This is a genomic window from Simplicispira lacusdiani (assembly GCF_003604195.1).
GTDB lineage: Bacteria > Pseudomonadota > Gammaproteobacteria > Burkholderiales > Burkholderiaceae_C > Simplicispira > Simplicispira lacusdiani.
The window spans coordinates 269531-287930 of record NZ_QXGR01000004.1 but is presented as its reverse complement, the minus strand read 5'-3'; the positions used below and the strand labels follow the sequence as shown (position 1 = coordinate 287930).

General features: G+C 63.5%; 22 protein-coding genes and 1 tRNA gene. 14 read left to right on the top strand and 9 right to left on the bottom strand.

Translation table 11 applies throughout. The features are described 5' to 3' along the window. Positions 1–34: 34 nt before the first annotated feature. Together merP and D8S75_RS07550 are read right to left on the bottom strand one after the other, a co-directional pair. A complete protein-coding gene (gene merP / locus D8S75_RS07555; protein ID WP_000732290.1) occupies positions 35–310 on the bottom strand; it encodes a mercury resistance system periplasmic binding protein MerP in 276 nt (91 codons plus the stop codon). A gap of 15 nt (positions 311–325) precedes the next feature. Beyond that, positions 326–676 (bottom strand): mercuric transport protein MerT, encoded by a 351-nt coding sequence (locus tag D8S75_RS07550; RefSeq protein ID WP_001294666.1) that lies wholly within the window; start codon positions 674–676, stop codon positions 326–328. 71 nt (positions 677–747) lie between these two features. Here D8S75_RS07550 and merR point away from each other — a divergent pair, with 71 nt between their 5' ends. The 4 genes from merR (at position 748) to D8S75_RS07530 (ending at position 4264) form a co-directional block, all read left to right on the top strand. After that, complete coding sequence (gene merR, locus D8S75_RS07545) at positions 748–1182, top strand: mercury resistance transcriptional regulator MerR (protein WP_000414383.1); 435 nt, start codon at positions 748–750, stop codon at positions 1180–1182. Positions 1183–1257: 75 nt separating this feature from the next. Continuing rightward, the gene (locus D8S75_RS07540) at positions 1258–1692 is read left to right on the top strand and encodes a thermonuclease family protein (protein WP_232828964.1); all 435 of its coding nucleotides are present in this window, start codon (positions 1258–1260) and stop codon (positions 1690–1692) included. Positions 1693–2158: 466 nt separating this feature from the next. Beyond that, the gene (locus D8S75_RS07535; RefSeq protein WP_157982607.1) at positions 2159–3601 is read left to right on the top strand and encodes a PI-PLC domain-containing protein; all 1443 of its coding nucleotides are present in this window, start codon (positions 2159–2161) and stop codon (positions 3599–3601) included. A gap of 351 nt (positions 3602–3952) precedes the next feature. Then, entirely contained in the window at positions 3953–4264 is a 312-nt protein-coding gene (locus D8S75_RS07530) for an I78 family peptidase inhibitor (protein ID WP_119965541.1), read from the top strand. Positions 4265–4362: 98 nt separating this feature from the next. On the opposite strand, the gene hemW is transcribed toward D8S75_RS07530, so the two are convergent. The 5 genes from hemW to D8S75_RS07505 form a co-directional block, all read right to left on the bottom strand. Beyond that, positions 4363–5598, bottom strand: a complete 1236-nt coding sequence (gene hemW, locus D8S75_RS07525) for a radical SAM family heme chaperone HemW (RefSeq protein WP_119965539.1) — start codon at positions 5596–5598, stop codon at positions 4363–4365. Between the two features lie 92 nt (positions 5599–5690). Next, positions 5691–6308: an RdgB/HAM1 family non-canonical purine NTP pyrophosphatase gene (rdgB, locus tag D8S75_RS07520; protein WP_119965537.1), complete on the bottom strand. Its 618-nt coding sequence runs from the start codon at positions 6306–6308 to the stop codon at positions 5691–5693. Between the two features lie 45 nt (positions 6309–6353). Continuing rightward, complete coding sequence (rph, locus tag D8S75_RS07515) at positions 6354–7082, bottom strand: ribonuclease PH (RefSeq protein WP_119965536.1); 729 nt, start codon at positions 7080–7082, stop codon at positions 6354–6356. A gap of 186 nt (positions 7083–7268) precedes the next feature. Continuing rightward, complete coding sequence (locus tag D8S75_RS07510; RefSeq protein ID WP_119965534.1) at positions 7269–8171, bottom strand: PP2C family protein-serine/threonine phosphatase; 903 nt, start codon at positions 8169–8171, stop codon at positions 7269–7271. Continuing rightward, the gene (locus D8S75_RS07505) at positions 8168–9184 is read right to left on the bottom strand and encodes a serine/threonine protein kinase (RefSeq protein WP_119965532.1); all 1017 of its coding nucleotides are present in this window, start codon (positions 9182–9184) and stop codon (positions 8168–8170) included. Before D8S75_RS07505 ends, D8S75_RS07510 begins: the two co-directional genes overlap by 4 nt. A gap of 75 nt (positions 9185–9259) precedes the next feature. Between D8S75_RS07505 and D8S75_RS07500 the strand changes: the two genes are divergently transcribed. The 4 genes from D8S75_RS07500 (at position 9260) to D8S75_RS07485 (ending at position 13421) form a co-directional block, all read left to right on the top strand. After that, positions 9260–10177 carry a YicC/YloC family endoribonuclease gene (locus D8S75_RS07500; RefSeq protein WP_232828962.1) on the top strand — a complete coding sequence of 306 codons (918 nt, stop codon included), beginning with the start codon at positions 9260–9262 and terminating at the stop codon, positions 10175–10177. A 36-nt stretch (positions 10178–10213) separates the two neighbouring features. Continuing rightward, positions 10214–10834: a guanylate kinase gene (gmk, locus tag D8S75_RS07495; RefSeq protein ID WP_119965528.1), complete on the top strand. Its 621-nt coding sequence runs from the start codon at positions 10214–10216 to the stop codon at positions 10832–10834. 15 nt (positions 10835–10849) lie between these two features. Further along, positions 10850–11053, top strand: a complete 204-nt coding sequence (rpoZ, locus tag D8S75_RS07490; protein WP_042429485.1) for a DNA-directed RNA polymerase subunit omega — start codon at positions 10850–10852, stop codon at positions 11051–11053. Positions 11054–11147: 94 nt separating this feature from the next. Continuing rightward, positions 11148–13421, top strand: coding sequence for a RelA/SpoT family protein (locus D8S75_RS07485; protein ID WP_119965644.1), 2274 nt, complete (start codon positions 11148–11150; stop codon positions 13419–13421). Between the two features lie 15 nt (positions 13422–13436). Here the strand turns inward: D8S75_RS07485 and greB are convergent, their stop codons facing one another. Both greB and D8S75_RS07475 read right to left on the bottom strand, forming a co-directional pair. After that, the gene (gene greB, locus D8S75_RS07480) at positions 13437–13997 is read right to left on the bottom strand and encodes a transcription elongation factor GreB (RefSeq protein ID WP_119965527.1); all 561 of its coding nucleotides are present in this window, start codon (positions 13995–13997) and stop codon (positions 13437–13439) included. Positions 13998–14075: 78 nt separating this feature from the next. Next, a tRNA-Arg gene (locus D8S75_RS07475) sits at positions 14076–14152 on the bottom strand. Positions 14153–14571: 419 nt separating this feature from the next. On the opposite strand from D8S75_RS07475, the gene D8S75_RS07470 reads away from it, so the two are divergent. The 6 genes from D8S75_RS07470 to D8S75_RS07455 all read left to right on the top strand — a co-directional run bounded on the left by D8S75_RS07470 (position 14572) and on the right by D8S75_RS07455 (position 18392). Next, positions 14572–15123, top strand: coding sequence for a helix-turn-helix domain-containing protein (locus D8S75_RS07470; RefSeq protein WP_157982606.1), 552 nt, complete (start codon positions 14572–14574; stop codon positions 15121–15123). 81 nt (positions 15124–15204) lie between these two features. Beyond that, positions 15205–15849: a helix-turn-helix domain-containing protein gene (locus D8S75_RS07465; protein ID WP_119965523.1), complete on the top strand. Its 645-nt coding sequence runs from the start codon at positions 15205–15207 to the stop codon at positions 15847–15849. Further along, positions 15846–15992, top strand: coding sequence for a hypothetical protein (locus D8S75_RS17410; protein ID WP_157982605.1), 147 nt, complete (start codon positions 15846–15848; stop codon positions 15990–15992). The genes D8S75_RS07465 and D8S75_RS17410 overlap by 4 nt, the downstream gene beginning before the upstream one ends. A 350-nt stretch (positions 15993–16342) precedes the next feature. Then, positions 16343–16534, top strand: coding sequence for a hypothetical protein (locus tag D8S75_RS07460; protein WP_119965522.1), 192 nt, complete (start codon positions 16343–16345; stop codon positions 16532–16534). 259 nt (positions 16535–16793) lie between these two features. Next, complete coding sequence (locus tag D8S75_RS17405) at positions 16794–16955, top strand: hypothetical protein (protein ID WP_157982604.1); 162 nt, start codon at positions 16794–16796, stop codon at positions 16953–16955. Positions 16956–17231: 276 nt separating this feature from the next. After that, positions 17232–18392 (top strand): phage/plasmid replication protein, II/X family, encoded by a 1161-nt coding sequence (locus tag D8S75_RS07455; protein ID WP_157982603.1) that lies wholly within the window; start codon positions 17232–17234, stop codon positions 18390–18392. Positions 18393–18400: the final 8 nt, after the last annotated feature.

Below are 18400 nucleotides of genomic sequence, written 5' to 3'. Positions count from 1 at the left end.
GCGTCAGATGTGCTGCGCTGCCGTTTTCAGTGCCTCACTTCTTGACGCTGGACGGATAGCCTGCGTCTTCGGTGGCCTTGGTTAGCTTCTGCACGCTGGTCTTGGCATCATCGAAGGTGACAACCGCTTCGCGTGTCTCGAAGGTCACGTTAACTTTGCTGACGCCTTCGACCTTGGAAATCGCCTTCTTGACGGTGATCGGACAAGCGGAGCAGGTCATGCCCGGTACGGACAGCGTGACGGTCTGGGTGGCGGCCCACACGGGGGCAACAACGGCAGCGATGGCGAGAGAGGCAAACAGTTTTTTCATGATGAACTCCTGTGATTAATAGAAAAATGGCATGACGTAGGGAAATCCGAGCGCGACCAGAACCAGCGCGGCCACGACCCAGAAAATGAGCTTGTAAGTAGCGCGCACTTGGGGAATCGCACACACATCCCCTGGTTTGCAGGCTTGCGCCGGTCGGTAGATGCGCCGCCAGGCGAAAAACAGCGCCACCAACGCCGCGCCGATGAAGATCGGGCGATAAGGTTCCAACACCGTCAAGTTGCCGATCCAAGCGCCGCTGAACCCCAGGGCGATCAGAACCAGCGGCCCCAGGCAGCAAGCCGAGGCGAGGATGGCGGCTAGCCCGCCAGTGAAGAGCGCCCCGCGCCCGTTTTGAGGTTCAGACATACGCTTGTCCTTTCAAATCTGGATTGGATAGCTTAAGCTTACTTCCGTACCAATGTACGGAGTCAAGCGATATGGAAAAAAATTTGGAGAATCTGACTATTGGCGTTTTCGCCAAGGCGGCCGGGGTCAACGTGGAAACAATCCGGTTCTATCAGCGCAAGGGCTTGTTGCCGGAGCCGGACAAGCCCTATGGCAGCATCCGCCGCTATGGCGAGGCGGATGTGACGCGGGTGCGCTTCGTGAAATCAGCCCAGCGGCTCGGATTCAGCCTCGACGAGATCGCAGAGCTGCTGAGGCTGGATGACGGCACCCACTGCGAGGAAGCCAGCAGCCTGGCCGAGCACAAGCTTCAGGACGTGCGCGAAAAAATGACCGACCTGGCGCGCATGGAAACCGTGCTATCCGAACTTGTGTTCGCCTGCCATGCGCGGCAAGGGAACGTTTCTTGCCCGCTGATTGCTTCGCTGCAAGGGGAGAAAGAGCCGCGTGGTGCCGACGCGGTGTAGCCGAGGGTAGTTACGCCTTAGCGTGCTTTATTTTCCGTTTTCTGAGACGACCCCCTGCTGGGCAAGGTCATCCATGTGCAGGATGGCGACAGCATCACAGTCCTGGACGACACCCGCACCCAGCACAAGATTCGCCTAAGCGGCATTGATGCGCCTGAGCGGGGGCAGGCATTCGGCAATGTCTCCAAGGAGAGCCTGGCCGAGCAGGTCGCCGGGCAGTCTGTGGCGGTCGAGTGGGACAAAGTTGATCGGTACGGGCGCAAGGTCGGCAAGGTTCTGCTGGCCGGTCTGGATAGCAACCTGGTGCAGATCAAGCGCGGCCTGGCATGGCACTACAAGAAGTACGAGCGGGAGCAGTCCCCGGCTGACCGACAGAGCTATGCAGCGGCCGAGGCTGAGGCCAGAGCGGCGAAGCTGGGCCTGTGGCGGGATGCAGAACCAACGCCACCCTGGGAGTTCAGGCGCAATAGCAACTCAAACTTCCATTCAACCATCGCGGGCAACAAGTGATCGTTCATACACTGCAAGCCGGATTAGCGTGTCTGCCACACCTCGGAAACTATTTTGTGCGCTTAATTTGGCGTGGTTTTTATGGTGGGTTTTACGGTGGGAAAATCGAGATATCAACCCATGGACCCGCATGAATACTAGATTCCATGCGGACACAGTCTCCGCCAGCACACGAAGAAAAACGGGCCGCAAGGGCCCGTTTTTCTTTTCTGCCCATCAAATGACCCATGAAGCGCCACCGTTCTACTCCTGAACGGCGCCCCTGCTTGGCGAATGTCTAGCGCAACGAACTTGGTGCGGCAGTCGCGGTGCGGCCTCACCGCGTTGCCGTCCGATCCTGGACGGCTCCCGGTCTAGCAGACAGCCCACCAGTCGAACTGGTAGCGACTGTCTCACACACCTGGCTGATGTGTGTCAAAACCAGACTGCTCGCCGTATCCAGAATCTACGGAGAAGGAGGATCGTCATGGAGCGCGCAAAATCTTTCTTGAGCATGGCAGCCATTTGGAGCGCTGTAATGCTGGCGGCGTGTGGTGGCGGTGAAACCCCAACCCGCTCTGTCACGGTGTCGCATGGCGGTTTGTCAGGGCAGGCAGGCCGCGTGGAGTACCGCGTGGTGGACGAAGACGGGGCATGGACTACGTTGCCCGCGGCGCCCGGGATTGCCTCTGATGTGGTCGAGGTTCCGGAGACCGCCAAGGTTCTTCTCGTTCGGGTCCTTGGGCCTGATGACGAGGTGCTCAACGAGCAGGCCCATCTCCTGACAGCGGGAGAACAGGTTTCACAACCCGTGCGCAATGACCGCTGGATGACGGACGACGCGGGTGTACAAAAGTCCACGCTGTTCGGAATCACGCTGCCAGGGGCCCATGATGCCGGGATGGGCAAGGTGGACAGCTGCTCGTTTTATGCCAATGAAGCAACCACGCGGACCCAGAACACCACGGTGGGGCGGATGCTCAATGACGGGATTCGCTACTTCGACATGCGGCCCATGTTTGTCAAACCTGCGTTTTCGTCGGATCCCGAAATGCGCTTGGGCCACTACAGTTGGGTAGGCACGACTGTCAACCTGGGCATTCATAAGTTCACGCTGCGCAACGAAGGTTGCGCAGGCTATACGGTGCGATATGCCCTGGAGAATGTCCGCGACTTCATGCAAGGCGGAGACAACCGCGAGCTGGTGATTCTCAAGTTTTCTCATTTTCAGAATCTGAGGGCGCATGACACAGACCACTCGCATTTCGACGCGGTGGATTTCAGGGCGCTCGAAGAGATGATTGAGCAGAAGCTGGGCCCGTATCTGCTGCGCGGTAACCGGAACTTCAGAACCACGCCCATCGCGGAACTGACGGCGGACGGCCCCAAGGTGATCGTGACGTTCGACGCCAGTGGCTACGACGGTTCGACGGGCATCTACCCGCAGTCTGATTTGATTCTCTATGACGAATACTCGAAGACGGCTTCCGTCAGCGACATGCGCGCTGATCAGTTCAGCAAGATGGAAACTCACGCACCACCCTTGCATGGCGAGCAGTATTGGGTGAACGCCTTCATGTGCCAACAGTTCGTCGGTCCAATGAGCACGGACTGCTACAAGCGCGCTCGTGCGGCGTGGGATAAGCAGACGCGCGTAGCGCCACTCTTTGTGCTCTCCTGGACGCTGACGCAGACCAAGAATCAGATGATCGCGTGCTCCGTCGCGGTGACCGATGAACTGAAATGGATTGCAGCCCAACTGGGTTACGAGTGCAAAACGCTGCCGGCACTTGGCCAGGCAGCCAACAAACACATCGACGACATCGTTACCGAGGTGAGCAAGCAGCGCCGCTACCCGCATGTTGTGTATGTCGATCAGTCAGACAAAAAGGCAACCAACGCGGCCATCCTGATCAACCAAATGCACTGAGTACCGTGCTTGGCCAGATATCGGCTGGCCTTTGGAACGACCTGCGGATGCCCAGCGGATGCACGCAGACCCGCAGACTGCTTTGTACCAGGCAGCGTGGGCCGACACGGCACAGGGTGACGCCAGCAATCGCTGGAGATTGTTTGGAGACCGACTCATTGCGTTCCAAGTCGGCTAGACCATAGAGCGTTCAGTCAGCGTCATCCTTCACGACGCTGCGCACAGGGTCAGGTCGGCATGCATTTGACTAACCGGCCGCGCTCGCGCGCTCACCGTAACGCATTGTTGGCAAACGCCGAGACGCACGGCTTTCCGCTAAGGTAGGGTCCTCAGCACCCAGGAGGCACGACCATGAAAACCACCGCAACCACAATCAGCGCCCTCGCCGCCTGCGCGCTGGCCGCTGGATGTGCCGGCGTGAACGAACCCACCGTCGGCCCGACAGGCGCGCCCCGGGGCGGCACCTGCGACGCCAAGCCGGCGCAGTCGGCCGTGGGGCAGAACAGCACGGCCAAGGTGGTGGAGGCGGCGCGGGTGCGTTCGGGGGCGATGATCGCGCGCATTCTGCGGCCGGGGCAGATGATCACCAAAGAGTTCGACGCGCAGCGGCTGAACCTGGAGGTGGACGCCAACGGGCGCATCGTGGCGGTGCGCTGCGGTTGAACCGCAGCCCGCCAACGCTTCTCTTTTAATAGCTGCTAGCGCTTATCTGACAAGCGCTAGCAGCCAATTTTCTTACATACCGGGCTTCCAGGCCGCGCTCAGTCGGCCAGGAACAGCTCCTGCAGATCGCTGAGGAAATCGAAACCCCGCTCGGTGGGCCGCACGCGGGCGAAGTCGCGTTCGATCAGGCCCTTGGCCTCGGCCGCCTGCAGGGGCTTGGCGATGGCGGTGAGGGGCAGGCCGGTGCGTTCGGTGAAGTCCTGCAGCGCGAAGCCGCCGCGCAGGCGCAGGGCGTTGAGCATGTATTCGAACGGCAGGTCGGCGCGGCGCACGTCGTCGTCCTGCGCGAGCGCGTGGCCGGCCAGGGCGTGGTTCATGTAGCGGCCGGGGTCGCGGAAACGCGCCTGGCGCACCACGCGGTGCGCGAAGCTGAGCTTGCTGTGCGCGCCGGCGCCAATGCCCAGGTAGTCGCCGAACTCCCAGTAGTTGGTGTTGTGCACGCACTGGTGGCCGGCACGGGCGTAGGCCGATATTTCGTAGCGCGGCAGGCCGCTCTGTCCGGTCCGCTCGGTGATGCGGTCGAGCATGGCGTAGGCGTCGTCGTCGGGCGGCACCACGGGCGGATGCTTGGCGAAGTAGGTGTTGGGCTCGATGGTCAGGTGGTAGACCGACAGGTGCGGCGGCGCGAAGCCGAGCGCGGTGCGCAGGTCTTCGTCCAGGCCCGCGAGGTCCTGGCCGGGCAGCGCGTACATGAGGTCGAGGTTGAAGGTGTCGAAGGCCTGGGCGGCCTCTTCCACCGCCGCGATGGCCTGGGCGCGGTCATGCACCCGGCCCAGGGCCTGCAGGTGCCGGTCGTTGAAGCTCTGCACGCCGATGGACAGGCGCGTGACGCCGGCCGCGCGGAAGGCGCGGAAGCGGTCTTTCTCGAAGGTGCCGGGGTTGGCCTCCAGCGTGACCTCGCAGCCCGCCGCCAGCGGCAGGCGCGCGCGGATGTCGGCCAGCAGGCGGTCGATGGACTGGGGCGAAAACAGGCTGGGCGTGCCGCCGCCGATGAAGATGCTCTGCACCTGGCGGCCCCACACCAGCGGCAGCGCGGCTTCGAGGTCGGCGCACAGGGCGTCGAGATAGCGCTGTTCGGGCAGCTCGCCGCCGCCGGCCCAGGCGTGCGAGTTGAAGTCGCAGTAGGGGCATTTCTTCAGGCACCAGGGCAGGTGCACGTAGAGCGAGAGCGGCGGCAGGCTGGTGAGCTGCAGCAGGCCCGGGCGCATGTAGTGCTGCACATCGCGCGGGGCGACGGGCGCGGCCTCGGTGGCGGGGACGATGGGGATGTTCATGGCGTTATCAAAACCATAGCTGCTGGCGCTTGACTGATAAGGGTTTCAATAAGAAACGTATTGAAAGTCAGCCACTGGCAAGCGCTAGCAGCTCACTTTTTTGATGGTTCGGGAAGCCAGTTGCTGCGCATCAGTGCCAGCATCTGCTGCGCGGCACGGCCCCGGTGGCTGTTCGCGTTCTTCACTTCGGGCGGCAGTTCGGCGAAGGTCTGGCCGAACTCGGGGATGAACATCACCGGGTCGAAGCCGAAGCCGTGGCTGCCGCGCCGCTCGCGCGCGATCTCGCCGACCACGCGGCCGACGGCGATGAGCGGCTCGGGGTCTTGCGGGCTGCGCACGGCCACCAGGGTGCTGACCATGGCGGCGCGGCGGTTGTCCTGGCCCTGCATTTGTTCGAGCAAGGCGCGCACGTTGTTGTCGTCGCCCTTCTCGTAGCCGAACTGGGTGGCGTAGTAGGCGGTATCCACGCCCGGCAGGCCGCCAAAGGCGTCCACGCACAGGCCGGCGTCGTCGGCGAGGGCCGGCAGGCCGGTGTGCGCGCTGGCGAAGCGGGCCTTGGCCAGGGCGTTTTCGACAAAGGTGCGGTGCGGCTCCTCGGCCTCGCCCACGCCCAGGTCGGCCTGGCGCACCAGCTCCACGCCCAGGGGGGCGAGCATGGCCTGCAGCTCGGCGAGCTTGCCGCGGTTGTTCGATGCCAATACGATTTTCATAGCCAAATTGGCCTCCAGCGCTTGTCCATAAAGCGCGAACAGCTATTAATTTTGAAGCGCCTTCTGCTGCATCTGCATCAGTTCGCCAATGCCTTTTTCGGCCAGGGCCAGCAGCTGGTCCATCTCGCGGCGCGTGAAGGCCACGCCCTCGGCCGTGCCCTGCACTTCCACGAAGTGTCCGGCACCGGTCATGACCACGTTCATGTCGGTGTCGCAGGCCACGTCTTCCACGTATTCGAGGTCGAGCACAGGCTGGCCCTGCACGATGCCCACAGAGACGGCGGCCACGGGTTCACGGATGGGCGAGACCGTGAGCTTGCCGCTGGCGAGCAGCGTGTTCACCGCGTCCTGCGCGGCCACCCAGGCGCCGGTGATGGCCGCGGTGCGCGTGCCGCCGTCGGCCTGGATCACGTCGCAGTCGAGCACGATGCTGCGCTCGCCCAGGAGCTTGAGGTCGAACACGGCGCGCAGCGAGCGGCCGATGAGGCGCTGGATCTCCTGCGTGCGGCCGCTCTGCTTGCCGCGCGCGGCCTCGCGGTCGCTGCGGCTGTGCGTGGCGCGCGGCAGCATGCCGTATTCGGCCGTGACCCAGCCCTCGCCGCTGCCGCGCTTGTGCGGCGGCACTTTCTCTTCCACCGAGGCGGTGCACAGCACCTTGGTGTTGCCGAACTCGATGAGCACCGAGCCCTCGGCGTGCATGGTGTAGCGGCGGGTGATGCGCACGGGGCGCAACTGGTCGGCGGCACGGCCACCGGGGCGAACAAATGTAGTCATGTGGAATCCGTCAAAAAAATGGCGCCAAGTGCAGCGCCGGGTCCAAACCATTCACCGCCTGTTGCGCTGTGCGCTGTCCAGGCCAGCAACCGCCGCGCAAGGGCCGCCCCGCAGCGCTGGCGGTGTTCCCCTCCCCGCGCGCAGCGCGAGAGGAGGGGGAAGGCGCGCAGCGCCTCAGGGGGAGGCTCACGCCTTTTTTGCAGCAGAAGTGCGGCGGATGGCCTCGTTGATCTCGGCGATGGAGCGCTCGATAGCTTCGTCGTCCAGGTCGTCCACCAGGCCGTCGATGGGGCCAGCCTGGATGGTGGAGGCGAACACATCGTCGCTGATGCTGTCGGTGGACACGCCCTGGGTGGACTCGAAGGCGTCGGGGGTTTCCCACTCCATGGCCACCACGGTCACGTTGTCGCTGCCGGCGCCGGCCTTGCGCAGCGCCTGCTCGACCAGCTCGGGCACGGCCTGCGACACCGTCTGGCTGCCGAGCTGCAGGGCGATTTCCTCGTCGCTGAGCGTGCCCCACAGGCCGTCGGAGCACAGCAGGATGCGGTCGCCCTGCTCCAAATGCACGGGGCCGGTCATGTCGTAGATGGGCTTGGTGGGCGAGCCCAGGCAGGTAAAGAGCACGTTGCGGTTGATGCGCTCCAGCCCTGGCGGCATGTTGCGCAGCTCCAGGTAGGAGTGGTCGCGCGTGCGCGTGAGCAGCGCGCCGGCACGCACCATGTACAGGCGCGAGTCGCCGCAATGCACCCAGGTGGCGCTGCCGGCCTGCACGACGGCGATGACCAGCGTGGTGCGCGGCGAGTCGAGCATGCCCTTGTCGCTGGCATAGCGCAGGATCTGGTGGTGCGCCGCCAGCAAGGCGGACGAGAGGAACTCCTGCACGTCAGAGAGCACCGGGCGCGCCTGGCGCTGGAACATGGCGGCCACGGTCTGCATGGCGATCTGCGCCGCCACCTCGCCTTCCGGATGGCCGCCCATGCCATCGGCCAGCACGAACAGACCGGACTCCCGCGTATAGCAGTAACCCATGCGGTCTTCGTTCTTTTCGCGGCCCCCGCGGCGGCTGATCTGGAAGACGGAGAATTTCATTTGGGCTTGACTCCGATTCCAGTGGCCTCACCCACCTTTTGCACATTTTTCTTGGTGTCGGACACCAGGGTGTCGAGCTGCATGCGCATTTTCTCGGCCACCGTGAGCTTGGTGTAGCGGCGCTCGCCCTCGCGGCTCAATTCCTTCTGCAGCGCGAACACCGATTGCGGGCGCGAGAGCGGGTCGAGCGCCATGCACCACTCGACCACCTCGATGAGGTTGTCGGAGTACACGCCGCGCAGCTTGGCCAGGGCCAGCGAGAGGCGGTCCTTCTCCTGGCGCTGCGGCGCCTCGTTGGGCGGGAAGCCCTGCATGCAGGCGTAGATGCAGGCGCCAATGGCGTAGATGTCGGTCCAGGGGCCCATGGACGAATCGCGCCGGTACATCTCGGGGGCGGCGAAGCCGGGGGTGTACATGGGGCGGATGAAGTTGCCTTCTTTCGACAGCACCTCGCGCGCGGCGCCGAAATCGATCATCACGGCCTTGTTGTCGTCGGTGATGAAAATGTTGGCCGGCTTGATGTCCAGGTGCAGCATCTTGTGCTGGTGCACGATGCGCATGCCGCGCAGCACCTCGTCGAACAGCGAGCGGATGGTGGATTCGCGGAACACCTTCTGCGTCTTGAGGTCGCGCGCGGTGATGATGAAATCCTGCAGGGTCGCGCCCTCCAGGTAGTTCATCACCATGTAGACGGTTTCGTTCTCGCGGAAGAAGTTGAGCACGCTCACCACCGAGGCGTGCGAGATCTGGGCCAGCGCCCGGCCTTCCTCGAAGAAGCTCTTGAGGCCCAGGCGGTAGAGCGAGAGCTTTTCGGGCGGCACCTTGGGCAGCAGTTCGCCCGGCGCGCGCGTGGCCAGGGACGAGGGCAGGTATTCCTTGATGGCGACCTGCTGGCCTTCGGCGTCCACGGCCAGGTAGACCACGCCAAAACCGCCGGAGGACAACCGGCGTATCACACGGTAACCGCCTATGACGGTATCGGGCGGCAGCGGTGCCGGTTTGATTTTTGACATATTTTGCGCAGAAGATTCGGGGGCGTGGCAGAACCCGGATAATCGCCGGATCGCAAGCAACCATCAAAAAGTCCAATGCCAGTTTACAGCATGACCGGATACGCCAGCGCCCAGCGCGGCGTGCCCCCGGGGAGTCCCGAGGCCGAGTTCCGGCCCGGCCCCGTGCGTCGCCTGGGATTGGAAATCCGCTCCGTCAACAGCCGCTTTCTCGATCTGTCGTTCCGGCTGCCCGATGAACTGCGCGCCATGGAACCCGTGCTGCGCACGCTGCTGACCGCCAAGGTCAAGCGCGGCAAGGTCGAAGTACGCGCCACGCTGGACAGCGGCGACGCCGCCAGCCTGCCCGACCCGTCGCCACGCCTGCTGCAGCGCCTGGGCGCGCTGCAGGACTCCGTGCGCACCTGGCTGCCGGACGCCGCACCGCTGACGGTGGCCGATGTCCTGCGCCTGGGCACCAGCCAGGGCCCGGGCCAGGAAAACTGGAGCGAAGCCGTCCCCGCGCTGGCCCAGGAAGCCCTGGCCGCCCTCCTCGAAGCCCGCCAGCAGGAAGGCGCACGGCTGGCCGCCATGCTGCAGGGCCATCTGCGGCAGCTGCGCGGGCTGTCCGAACAGGCGGTCCCGCTCGTTCCCCAACTGGTGGAGCAGCAGCGCCAGCGCTTCATGGAGCGCTGGAAGGAGGCCATGGGCCTCGCAGAAGGTGCCGCCACGCCCGAGGCGGCGCAGGACCGCGCGCTGTCCGAGGCCACGGCTTTCGCCATCCGCATCGACGTGGCCGAGGAGGTCACCCGGCTCCAATCCCACCTGGCGGAAATCGAGCGCTTGCTCGAAAAAGGCGGCGAAATCGGCAAGCGGCTGGACTTCCTCATCCAGGAACTGCACCGCGAGGCCAACACGCTGGGCTCGAAATCGGCCGCGCTGGAACTCACGCGCATCAGCGTGGACATGAAGGTCCTGATCGAGCAGATGCGCGAACAGGTGCAGAACATCGAGTGATGCTGCAATTTCAATAGCTAGAAGCGCTTACCCCTTATGGAATACCCTGGAAATTTATTCGTGGTCGCTGCGCCCAGCGGCGCGGGCAAGTCCAGCCTCGTGAAGGCCCTGCTGGAGTTGGACTCGCAGGTCCATGCCTCCGTTTCGCACACCACCCGGGCGCCCCGGGGCCAGGAAAAGCACGGGCGCGAGTACTTCTTCGCCTCCGAGTCGGAGTTCGACACCATGGTGGCCTCGCACGCCTTCGTGGAATGGGCCAATGTGCATGGCCGCCGCTATGGCACGTCCAAGAAGGCGATCGAGGAGCGCATCGCCCAGGGCTCCGACGTGATCCTGGAGATCGACTACCAGGGCGCCCTGCAGGTCAAGGAGACGTTCGCCAACGCCGTGCTCATCTTCATCCTGCCGCCCAGCTGGGAAGAACTGCGCTCACGCCTGGAGCGCCGGGGAGAGGATTCGGCCGAGGTCATCGAGCTGCGCCTGAAGAACGCCTCCGAGGAAATGGCGCAGGTGGACAAATTCGACTTCGTTATAATCAACGAGTTGTTCGAGCGCGCGCTTTTCGACATGAAAGCCATCGTCCACGCCCAGCGTCTCAAATACGCGGCCCAGCGCCGCGCACGGGCCGAGACCTTCCAGTCGCTCAACATTGCCTGATTTTCCGGAGTAACCATGGCCCGCATCACCGTCGAAGACTGCCTTGAGCAGATCCCCAACCGTTTCCAGCTCGTCCTGGCGGCCACCTACCGCGCCCGCATGCTCAGCCATGGCCATGCCCCCCGCATCGAGAGCCGCAACAAGCCCGCCGTGACCGCCCTGCGCGAAATCGCCGCCGGCAAGGTCGGCCTGGAGATGCTCAAGAAGGTCCCCGGCTAACGCGCCCGCCATTGGCGCCCCTGAAAAAGCACCGCACGCCGGTGCTTTTTTTATGGACCAGAACGGCCATCGACAGGCGCGCTACATTAAAGGCATGACCGCGGTGCTGAACACCCCCCCAGCCAACGAGCCCAGACCCGGCGAACGCGCCCCAGCCGCGAGCGCCAGCCCGGCGGCCGCCAATGCCGCGGCGGCCAGCTTTGCCGCGCTCACCGACAGCCTGGACTACCTCGACGCCGCCAGCATCGAGCAGGTGCGGCAGGCCTACCGCTTTGCCGACGAGGCCCATCTGGGCCAATTGCGCAACAGCGGCGAGCCCTACATCACCCACCCCATCGCGGTGGCGGCCCAGTGCGCCACCTGGAAGCTCGACGCCCAGGCGCTGATGGCAGCCCTGCTGCATGACGCGATGGAAGACTGTGGCGTCACCAAATCCGATCTGATCGACCGTTTCGGCGTCGCCGTGGCCGATCTGGTGGACGGCCTGACCAAGCTCGACAAGCTGCAGTTCGACACACGCGAGGAAAACCAGGCCGAATCGTTCCGCAAGATGCTGCTGGCCATGGCGCGCGATGTGCGTGTCATCCTGATCAAGCTGGCCGACCGCACGCACAACATGCGCACGCTGTCGGACATGCCACGCAGCAAATGGGGGCGCATCTCCTCCGAAACACTCGACATCTACGCGCCCATCGCTCACCGGCTGGGGCTGAACCAGACCTACCGCGAGCTGCAGGACCTGGCCTTCCGGCACCTGCACCCCTGGCGCTACGCCACGCTTTCCAAGGCGGTCGGCAAGGCGCGCAACCGGCGCCGTGACCTGGTGCAGAAGGTCCAGGCCGATGTGGATGCGGCCTTCGCCCGCATCGGCATGAAGGTGCGCCTGGCGGGGCGGGAAAAAACCCTCTACGCCATCTACCAGAAGATGGTGCTCAAGCACCTGAGCTTTGCCCAGGTGACCGACATCTATGGCTTCCGGGTCATCGTGCCCACCATCACGGACTGCTACACCGCGCTGGGCATCCTGCACCAGATGTACAAGCCAGTGCCGGGCAAGTTCAAGGACCACATCGCCATCGCCAAGCTCAATGGCTACCAGTCGCTGCACACCACGCTGGTGGGGCCCTCGGGCGTGAACATCGAGTTCCAGATGCGCACCGAGGAAATGCACCTGGTGGCCGAGGCCGGCGTGGCCGCCCACTGGCTCTACAAGGCCCAGGATGATGACAGCGCCGCCGCCGAGCGCCTGGGAACGAAATGGCTGCAGTCCCTGCTCGACATCCAGAACGAAACCCGCGATGCCGCCGAGTTCTGGGACCACGTCAAGGTGGACCTGTTCCCCGACGCGGTGTATGTCTTCACACCCAAGAGCCAGATCATGGCGCTGCCGCGCGGCGCCACGGTGGTCGATTTCGCCTACGCCATCCACAGCAACGTGGGCAACAGCACCTCGGCCGCCAAGATCAACAACGAGCAGGTGCCGCTGCGCACCGAACTGAAGAACGGTGACGTGGTGGAGATCATCACCACGCCGACGGCCACGCCCAATCCTGCCTGGCTGGGCTTCGTGCGCACAGGACGCGCGCGCTCCAAGATCCGCCACCACCTCAAGACGCTGGCGCAAACCGAATCCGAAGGACTGGGAGAAAAACTGCTGGCGCAGGCGCTGCGCGCCGAGGGGCTGGAGCAGTTGCCCGACAGCGGCGACGCCACCCAGCCGCTGTGGGACAAGCTCCTGCGCTTCACCGGCAACCGTTCGCGCAGCGAGCTCATGACCGACATCGGCCTGGGCAGGCGCATCGCCACCATCGTGGCCAAGCGGCTGGTGGTTCTGATGTCCGAGCACGGCTACAAGCCCGATGCGCTGCTGATGACGCGCGAACGCTACACCTCGCATGAAACCGTTTCGCAGGGAGGCGTCACCCTCGACGGCAGCGAGGGCGCTTCCGTCAAATACGCCAGCTGCTGCCGCCCCATTCCCGGCGACGGCATCGTTGGCTACCTGGGACGCGGCGAAGGCCTGGTGGTGCACGCCATGCAGTGCGCGGTGGCCAAGCGTCTGCAGCACAAGGACAGCGAGCGCTTCATCGCCGTGGACTGGGCAGAGGAGCCCACACGCATGTTCGAGACACGCATCGTCGTGACGGTGAACAACGGCAAGGGCGTGCTGGCGCGTATCGCTGCCGACCTGGCGCGTTCGGAAGCCGACATCACGCACGTCGACATGGATGACGAAACCGCGCTCGACACCATTGACCTGCGCTTCATCATCGCCGTGCGCGACCAGGCGCATCTGGAGGCCGCCCTGCGCAACCTGCGCCGCACGCCCGCCGTGCTGCGCACCAGCCGCTCCCTGCCACTGAGCTGACCCCGCAGCGCGGCCTCAATCGCGGCCGGCAGAGGGATATTCGACGTCCAGCACTTCCAGCGTGCGCAGCCCCGAAGGCGTGGGCAGCTGGACTTCATCACCTACCCGCGCCTTGAGCAATGCCCGCGCCACGGGAGCAATCCAGCTCACCTGGCCCTGGTTGCTGTCGGCCTCGTCGATGCCCATGATGGTGACGGTGCGTGACTGCCCCTGATCGTCCATGTAGGTGACTGTGGCACCGAAATACACCTGGTCGCTGCCCGCATGGACGGAAGGCTCCACGACTTCCGCGATTTCCAGGCGCTTGGTCAGGAAGCGGATGCGCCGGTCGATTTCGCGCAAGCGCTTCTTGCCGTAGAGATAGTCGCCGTTTTCCGAACGATCGCCATTGCTGGCAGCCCAATGGACGATTTCAACCACCTTGGGGCGTTCGTTGTCCATCAAGTCGAGCAGCTCGGCACGCAGCCGTGCATAGCCCTGGGGCGTGATGTAGTTCTTGCCGCCAGCCGGCAGCGGCGGCAAGCCCGGCTCATCGTCCTCGTCGGAATCGGTTTCCTTGGTGAAGGCCTTGTTCATGACAGCATATTTGAACAGCGAGCGTCAGCGCAGAAAAGGAAAAAGCCCTGATACCTTGCGATATCAGGGCTTACCTGTTGGTGCGGCTGGCAGGAATCGAACCCACGACCCCTTGGTTCGTAGCCAAGTACTCTATCCAGCTGAGCTACAGCCGCTAAGCCTCGCATTATAGCACGAATTTTCAGATCATCTCCAAAATTTCGCACCAACTTCGTTCAACCACTGAGATCAACCGAAGTCTGAAGCAAGCCAAGATTGTAATCCAGTTTGCGGAGCGTTTTTTCCAAAACCCGCAAAGTTTTTTGACCAGCCAGGCCATCGGCAGCGGCCCGCCTGAAAAAGAAAACCCCCGCGATCCGTGGGACAGCGGGGGCCGTGCAAGATTGGTAGGGCGTGGCGGACTTGAACCGACGACCAAAGGATTATGAGTCTGCCTCCCCTCTGAACGCCGACGCGCACCTACAGATAGCTGACCTCTACAAAAGTGACTCCATATGCTGACCGGCAAGCCCCGTGTATCCTCGATGCCCATGCAATTTGTAGAGCACGCGAAGAATCAAAGCGAGGTACGCCGGTGAATGAAGCAGACGATCTCATCAACCCTGACAAAAAGGCACTCGGCGCTCGTCTCAGAAAGCTGCGCGAGAGCTTCTCTTGGACACTCGGCGAGCTAAGCGAGGCAACTAAGCATCTGGACCCAACGGGCGATGGCATTTCCAAGGTCTCAATCTCACGCTATGAGAACGGGGACTCCTATCCTGGGTATCGAGAAATAAAGCTGCTTGCCCAGGCATTCGCCGTTCCAGTAAGTTCACTGTTCTATGGGGACATACCAGACCCCTATGCAGGCTGGGAGATGTCACTGGATGACTACCTGAGAAGCGTGATCAAGAGCGTTCTGATCGAAGAGGGTCTCATCAAAGGCGAATCGCGCGCCGACCGGGAACAAAAGCAGATGCTCGCTCTGCGTGCGATCCAGGGGCGCAGACGACCCATCGTCCTGGAATCTCTGGATGAAGAGGACAAGGCAGAACGCACTCGACTCGATGAAAAAGCGCAGTCAGAGCTAGAAGAGCTGACCAAAAAATTGTCACAGCCAACCAAGACAAAACCAAAAACGAGATAAATCTCGAAAAAGGTTTGACAATCTCAGAACGCGGAGCCACAATCAAATTCGAGAATTTTCTCGTTTTTGAAAGGTTCCGTTATGAGCAATCCGAAGAAGGGCGTCACGCCCGAACAGCTGCGCCAGGCAGCCAAAGACCTCAACCTGACGGTTGCGGCAATTGCAGAGGGCACAGGCCTGTCCAAGGCCTACATCAGCGAGTTCCGCAACGAAACGCGCAACCTCTCCACCTCCCAGCAAGCCCAGCTCCGCACCTACCTGGAAGCCCAATACGAGGAACAGGGCCAGGACTTCCCCGAGGACCAAGACACCAGTGACAAAGACCTGCTGCAGGGCCTAGGCGGCATGGTCAAGCGCATCACGCGCCCGGCCATCCTGCTGTCTGAGGACGTGCCCGCAGCACAGGCCGAAAAGCTCACCGACCTGATCGAGGCCAACCGCCTCAAGGTGGGCGACATTCTCAACACCGAGTTCGCCACGGGTGGCTTCTTCGGTGGCGAGTTCTCGGAAGGCACCGAGAACGCCATCCGCGAAATCTTCGCCCTGCTGGCCCTGAACTACGTCGCCATCCTGATGCTGCAGGGCCGGAACATCGCGCGCAAGGTGCCCGACGGCCTCCAGCCGAAGACCTTGGGCGACTGGCTCTCGGGCTACCTCTCCACCTCCCCACTGGCTGATCTGCTGCCCGAAGCGGACCAGGCCGATGCCGCAGCGGAGGCAGCATGAGCACGTTCACCACGCCCATCTCGATGGTGGCCGGCTCTGGCAAGGGCGCTGCCCTTGCCGCCGGCGTGATTGGACTGCTTCTGATGCTGGCGCTGGCGTCCAAGAGCGATCCGACGGCACGCAATCAGACCATCGGACGGTGATTCCGATGCGGTCAGAACCGTCAAAACCCAGTTTTGATGCGGGTTCCGGGCCTGCCACGTCTGCGGCCATGGCGCAGACGGTAGGCACCGGGCGGCCGATGTGCAGCCGCGGCGACGGCGCGGCGCACCGAGGCCAAGCCGCCCCCATTCTTGCTGCCAAACAGGCGGCCTATCCCCTCCCCTGCCCTCTCCAAACGTGGCGCCACAAGGCGCCGACCGGGGCACCCGCTCGCACGCAAGTGCGAGTGGGGGGGGAGGGAACCACGTTCGCCAGGGCGGTTGCGCCCCGCGCCCTCGGCTCATCAGCCCAGGGCCGCAATACCACCCTGGCACTTTCCGATGCATTCCGGATGCTGCTGGACGTCGAGCGCGCCGAATCCGAATCGGTAGCCCACATGCGAGCCCTGGCCCGCGCCGCGTTCGGCTCGGCCAGCTTGGAGCCACTGATGACGGCACTGGTCTCCATCGAGTACCAGTGGCGTGAAACCGTCGAAAGAATCTGCCAGCGCGGCGGCCTGCTGCTGATCGGTGGAAAGGCCTGAGACATGCCCACCTCCACAACACCCCCCGCCCGCTTCATCGCCACGGCCACGCTGCCCAACGGCGACTGCAAGCGCTTCCGCGAGCTGCCGTGCTTCGATGGCTACGTGGCCGTGTGGCGCGCTGCAGGCTTCATCCTGACCTGGCAGAGCCCCCGCGCAGTGGTCATCACGCGCGGCGAGCTCGATTCCGAGCCCCAGCGCACCGCCGAGGCTTCGGCCCCACCCTCCACCCCTTCAATACCTCACACAGAGGCCCTCCATGGTCAAGCTCGATTTGGGCATTGCCAAGCTCGATTGGTACGTGCTCCCCTCCCCTTCCGCCAGCATCGGCCCGTTCTCCTTTCTCATCGACCACGAGGGCATCTTCCTGTTCATCAAGCCGGTGCAACTCGCGCTGCTTTGGCCCTGGGTGAAGGTATGAGCCAAGCGCCCGCACAACGCCCCTTCGCATGGTGGAGCACTCCCGCCCAGCGCGCGCTCCGTTCGGCCGCGCCTACGCCCGCTCTGGGCCTGCAGCGCCGCCCTTTCTCCCGCGCCATTGGGGCGCAAAAACACCCCCTGGAGGCTACCCGTGCAACAGCGCAAATTTTCCGCTTCACGGGCAGTAACACCCCGTATGAGTCTCATGAGTGAGACAGCAGCCAGCGAAGCGCAGCAGCTCATGGGACTCGATACGGTACGGATCAAAAGCCCTTACATGGCCCGCAACATCGTGGACAAGGTGAAGGCCCAGGGCCAGAGCTACTGCCAGGTGCTCAACGAAACAGGCGAGCTGCTTTGGGAAGTCACCCGCACCAACCTGCAGGGCTCCTACGACTCCCGGATCATGGTCAAGCCGATGTACGAGGACTGCAGCAAGTCCAAGAGCGGCAAGCCCGAGTGGCACCCGAGCCAACCCTACCTGATCGTGGAATGCTCGCTGCCCAAGGCCATGCACGGCCAGAACATGTACGGCGTGATCGCGGACCTGCCGCAAGCCTGCGAGAACCTGCGCACGCTGCTGCAGCAGCTCTTGGGGGTGGAGTTGCCGCACACCGGCAAATGGACCGTGCAGCGAGTGGACTGGTCGGAGAACTTCCGATTGCCATATCAGGCGGTGCAGGAGTTCTTTGAGGGCATCTACCACGTCGCCTTTCCGCGCCGGAAGATGCAGAAATACAGCAACGAGGCCATCTTCGTGCCCGGCACAACCACCACGATCAAGCTGTACCACAAGGGCCCCGAGTTCGAGCGGAATGATCGCAAGCGCCTCTACGTGGTGCTGCGCGGCATGTACCAGCAGAACCGAGCTAAGGATGCGCCGCCAGACTGGGCACACCGGCAGGCATCGCGGAAGGTGGCGGCTCTGCAGCGACTGGCGAACGGCCGCCTTCGTGCAGAGGTGGAGGTTCACGCCGAGAAGCTGGACTACGACTTTGGCCACAAGCCCAAGGTGCACGAAATCACCACTGCATACCTCGAAGGCGTGTTCGACAAGGAAATCGCCCGGCTACTGCGAGAGGGGCGGGATGGCGTGCAGATCGTTCGCACCAGCCTGGCGGTTCGTGACCGTCTGGAAGCGCACTACGCCCTTGAGCTGGCTGGTCGGTTGCATGGCTTCTGGCTGGGCCTCGCTACCCATGGCGAAGACGACATGAAGACCCGCAGCACGCGGCCCACCTTCTACCGGCGCCGGAAGCAGTTGGTGGACGTCGGCGTGTCCTGGCTCGCCACCGATAGGCAACTCATTGAACGCCAGGGGCAAACGCTGCCCGCTGACTTCTCCCCCGTTCGTGCAGACCCCAGGCGATGTACCAGCCTGGTGCGCGAAAGACCCGCGTTCGACTACCAGCGCGGACTACTCCAACTGGCCGCCTAAGGCCGCAT

Bases quoted from the DNA above. Each gene is read 5' to 3' on its own strand.
- merP (WP_000732290.1), bottom strand. From the start codon at position 310: ATGAAAAAACTGTTTGCCTCTCTCGCCATCGCTGCCGTTGTTGCCCCC.
- D8S75_RS07550 (WP_001294666.1), bottom strand. From the start codon at position 676: ATGTCTGAACCTCAAAACGGGCGCGGGGCGCTCTTCACTGGCGGGCTA.
- merR (WP_000414383.1), top strand. From the start codon at position 748: ATGGAAAAAAATTTGGAGAATCTGACTATTGGCGTTTTCGCCAAGGCG.
- D8S75_RS07535 (WP_157982607.1), top strand. From the start codon at position 2,159: ATGGAGCGCGCAAAATCTTTCTTGAGCATGGCAGCCATTTGGAGCGCT.
- D8S75_RS07530 (WP_119965541.1), top strand. From the start codon at position 3,953: ATGAAAACCACCGCAACCACAATCAGCGCCCTCGCCGCCTGCGCGCTG.
- hemW (WP_119965539.1), bottom strand. From the start codon at position 5,598: ATGAACATCCCCATCGTCCCCGCCACCGAGGCCGCGCCCGTCGCCCCG.
- rdgB (WP_119965537.1), bottom strand. From the start codon at position 6,308: ATGAAAATCGTATTGGCATCGAACAACCGCGGCAAGCTCGCCGAGCTG.
- rph (WP_119965536.1), bottom strand. From the start codon at position 7,082: ATGACTACATTTGTTCGCCCCGGTGGCCGTGCCGCCGACCAGTTGCGC.
- D8S75_RS07510 (WP_119965534.1), bottom strand. From the start codon at position 8,171: ATGAAATTCTCCGTCTTCCAGATCAGCCGCCGCGGGGGCCGCGAAAAG.
- D8S75_RS07505 (WP_119965532.1), bottom strand. From the start codon at position 9,184: ATGTCAAAAATCAAACCGGCACCGCTGCCGCCCGATACCGTCATAGGC.
- D8S75_RS07500 (WP_232828962.1), top strand. From the start codon at position 9,260: ATGCCAGTTTACAGCATGACCGGATACGCCAGCGCCCAGCGCGGCGTG.
- gmk (WP_119965528.1), top strand. From the start codon at position 10,214: ATGGAATACCCTGGAAATTTATTCGTGGTCGCTGCGCCCAGCGGCGCG.
- rpoZ (WP_042429485.1), top strand. From the start codon at position 10,850: ATGGCCCGCATCACCGTCGAAGACTGCCTTGAGCAGATCCCCAACCGT.
- D8S75_RS07485 (WP_119965644.1), top strand. From the start codon at position 11,148: ATGACCGCGGTGCTGAACACCCCCCCAGCCAACGAGCCCAGACCCGGC.
- greB (WP_119965527.1), bottom strand. From the start codon at position 13,997: ATGAACAAGGCCTTCACCAAGGAAACCGATTCCGACGAGGACGATGAG.
- D8S75_RS07465 (WP_119965523.1), top strand. From the start codon at position 15,205: ATGAGCAATCCGAAGAAGGGCGTCACGCCCGAACAGCTGCGCCAGGCA.
- D8S75_RS17410 (WP_157982605.1), top strand. From the start codon at position 15,846: ATGAGCACGTTCACCACGCCCATCTCGATGGTGGCCGGCTCTGGCAAG.
- D8S75_RS07460 (WP_119965522.1), top strand. From the start codon at position 16,343: ATGCTGCTGGACGTCGAGCGCGCCGAATCCGAATCGGTAGCCCACATG.
- D8S75_RS17405 (WP_157982604.1), top strand. From the start codon at position 16,794: ATGGTCAAGCTCGATTTGGGCATTGCCAAGCTCGATTGGTACGTGCTC.
- D8S75_RS07455 (WP_157982603.1), top strand. From the start codon at position 17,232: ATGGCCCGCAACATCGTGGACAAGGTGAAGGCCCAGGGCCAGAGCTAC.